At 66.9% G+C, this 3,291-nt stretch carries 3 protein-coding genes; 2 read left to right on the top strand and 1 reads right to left on the bottom strand.

Annotated elements, in window-relative coordinates:
• Window positions 1-115 precede the first annotated feature (115 nt).
• Complete coding sequence (locus DD1DGNOD_RS03685) at window positions 116-865, top strand: metallophosphoesterase family protein (protein ID WP_131765252.1); 750 nt, start codon at window positions 116-118, stop codon at window positions 863-865.
• 205 nt (window positions 866-1,070) lie between these two features.
• Entirely contained in the window at window positions 1,071-2,201 is a 1,131-nt protein-coding gene (locus tag DD1DGNOD_RS03680) for a PSP1 domain-containing protein (RefSeq protein ID WP_131769445.1), read from the top strand.
• Between the two features lie 43 nt (window positions 2,202-2,244).
• On the opposite strand, the gene DD1DGNOD_RS03675 is transcribed toward DD1DGNOD_RS03680, so the two are convergent.
• A complete protein-coding gene (locus tag DD1DGNOD_RS03675; RefSeq protein WP_131765250.1) occupies window positions 2,245-2,970 on the bottom strand; it encodes a response regulator transcription factor in 726 nt (241 codons plus the stop codon).
• Window positions 2,971-3,291 lie beyond the last annotated feature (321 nt).

The following is a 3,291-nucleotide window of genomic DNA, read 5'->3' as shown; positions in this document are numbered from 1 at the left end:
CGATGCTCCGATGCTCCGATGCTCCGATGCTCCGATGCTCCGATGCTCCGACTGTCTACCCTCCCCCGGACCGCCGGGTCATGAACTACCGGGTCATGAAAGGTGAGATGTCGGCATGGTCGTGATCGCCGCAGTCGGAGACCTGCACATCCGAGCAGGAACCGGACCGCGCCTGCGCCCCGTCTTCGAGGGTGCGGCGGCAGCCGCCGACGTCCTGCTACTCGCCGGTGATCTCACCAACGACGGTGAGATCACCCAGGCGGACGCCGTGTGCGAGGTGTTCGGCAGCCTCGACCTGCCGATCGTCGCCGTCCTGGGCAACCATGACTACGACGCGGGCGAGCAGGGCAGAATCACCGGGATGCTCACTGGCGTCGGGATCACTGTGCTCGAGGGATCGGCGGTGACCATACGCGCCAGCGGGACCACGATCGGCATCGCCGGTGCGAAGGGGTTCGCCGGTGGTTTTACCGGGCGCAGCGCGGAGATCTTCGGTGAGGACGAAATGAAGGCATTTGCCCGCCATGGCCAACAGACCGCCCGGACCCTCGCGCAGGCCGTCAACAGCCTCGACACCGAACTGACGATCGCGCTCACGCACTATGCACCCGTGCCCGGCACCCTCGCCGGCGAGTCGCTCGAACTGTTCCCGTTCCTTGGCAGCCACCACCTGGCCGCCGCCATCGACTCGTCCACCTCGCGGGTTACGCTGGCCGTTCACGGACATGCCCACTATGGCTGTGAACTGGGTACCACCCCCGGGGGAACACCGGTGCGCAACGTCGCCAGACCGGTGATCTCGGTTCCCTACGCGCTCTACCGGCTGCCGGCCGACTCCGGCGCGGACGTCGTCCGGCTTGGCTGACCCGGCAACCAACGACCAGGGGACCAGGCGGAACCGTCCCCGCTCATACATGGGTTCGCCGCGTCCCGGGCGGTAAGCTGACGCAACGGCAGCGTCTGGTCGCGGCTACACCACACCTGCGTCACCCGGCAGGCGTCGTCGACTGGTGGCCAGGTGACGGCCACTCCAGCCAGGATCCGGCGGTCGGGAGGACGGTGCGGACGGCATGCCGATGATGTGCGCGGTCACGTTTTCCCCACGTGGACGGCTCTACTACGCTGACCCCGGGCCATACTCGCCGAAGGTCGGGGACAAGGTTCTCATCCCCACCGACGCCGGCCCCGAGGTCGCCGAATGCATGTGGGCGCCACAGTGGGTCAGCGATGACGTCGGAGGGCTGCCGGTCCTCGTGGGGATGGCGAAAACGACCGACATCGAACGGCATGCGGTCTCCCGGCGGCGTCGGGCACAGGCACGCGTCGCGGCAAAGCGACTGATCCGCGAACACGGCCTGCCCATGAAGGTCGTGGGTGTCGACCACATCTCGACCGAGAACATGTTCACGATCTATTTCACCGCCGACCACCGGGTCGACTTCCGGGGCCTTGTAAGTGATCTCGCCCGGACGCTCACGGCCCGGATAGACCTGCGCCAGCTCTCCGCTCGGGACAGCGCGCGCATCCAGGGCGGAATCGGTTCCTGCGGGCGTGACCTGTGCTGCGCCACATTCCTCACGGACTTCGAACCGGTCAGCATCCGGATGGCCAAGGACCAGGATCTCCCCCTCAACCCCATGAAGATAAGCGGTGCCTGTGGCCGGCTGATGTGCTGCCTGCGTTACGAACATCCGCTGTACGAACAGTTCAAGGCCGATGTTCCAGCTGTGGGCGCCCGGGTGAGCACCCCCGACGGTGACGGGCGGGTCGTCTCCCACGACGTACCGCGCGATCAGGTTGTGGTCAAGCTGGACGCCGGTGGCGGGCGATGCGCGTGCAGCAGGGCGAGCGTCTGTGGCTCACGCAAGGAGTACGAGGCGGCCCGTCCCGCGGCGGCTGCAACCGCCGGTGAAGCAGGCGGCCCGGGATGGCCGGACACTGCCGAAGGTCCGGACGGCGACAAGGGCACACCGGGCCTGGCACACCACATGGTGCCCAGCCCGGCAGCGCCACCACTGATCGCACAGGCCCCGGCCGCCTCGAGCCCGGCTACGGCAACCCCGACCACCTCAACCCCAGCGGCGCCGGCCTCGGACAACGCCCGGACCCGACGCCGCCTTCGCCGGCAGGCGTCCCGCAACACAGAGAGCGGCGACGCAGAGAGCGGCGTGCAGGCTCCCGAGACGTCCCCGCCCGGATAGCAACCCCACCGCTGTAACCCACAGCCCTCGGGAAGAGACGGGATCACGGGTCGAAGCGGTATCCCATACCACGCAGAGTTGTGACAAGTCGACGCTGCGGTGGGCGCCCCTCGACCTTGGTCCGTACCCGACGGACATGCTCGGTGACGGTTGCCGGATCCTGGAAACGCGTACCCCAAACCTGTTCCAGCAGCTCCTCACGGCTGAAAACCCGGCGGGGGTGGCTCGCCAGGAAAGCGAGCAGCTCATATTCACGCGCGGTGAGATCGATGCGCTCACCCGCGACCGCGACCTCACGGGCACGCAGGTCGATGGAAACGTCTCCGTAGACGAGCGGGTCGTTTCCATCACCGGTGCGCTGCGGCGGCGGCTCGACGGGGCGGCGGCGCAACCTGGCCCGCACCCGTGCGACGAGTTCCCGCAGGGAGTACGGCTTGACCACGTAGTCGTCGGCTCCGAGTTCCAGACCGACGACCCGGTCAACCTCTTCGGCCCGGCCAGTCAACATGATCACAGGTACTTCGCTGGTCTGCCGCAGTCTGCTCAGCACAGCGAAGCCGTCCATGCGCGGCATCGCGACATCAAGCACCACAAGGTCGACTTCGGTCGTCTGGAAAAGCTTGAGCGCGGTCTCCCCGTCAGCCGCCTCCAGCACCCGATAGCCGAACCGTTCAAGGCTGCGGGCAAGCGCAACCCGAGAAGCTTCGTCATCCTCGGCGACGAGTAGGGAAGCCCCCCTCGTTGCTGTTGCAGTTGCGTCCCCGGTCATGGTCGAAACCCTACGCAAGCTCTCCGGAACCGCTGCGAGCGGGGTATCGGTATGTGCGAGGATCGGCAATTTCGGCACGTCACAGTAGCGCGATGATTACCTATTGTCAATAAAAGGACATCGGAGGCACACGGGACCACGAGCCCGTAATGACCCACAGACCAGGGCCTCCGGCAGCGCGAAAGAAACATGATCGCGCCGCCTTTGGCTATCCAGTGACCCACAGACCTGGACCTCCCGTACTTCCCAGATCGGCTTCCGGACGGCGGCCATCACCACCCGCCCACGCCGGAGATCCGCCACCCCTCGCCACCGAGCCCC

The sequence above is a fragment of the Candidatus Protofrankia californiensis genome, assembly GCF_900634765.1.
GTDB classification, from domain to species: Bacteria; Actinomycetota; Actinomycetes; order Frankiales; family Frankiaceae; genus Protofrankia; species Protofrankia californiensis.
This window is presented reverse-complemented; position numbering and strand designations above follow the sequence as displayed.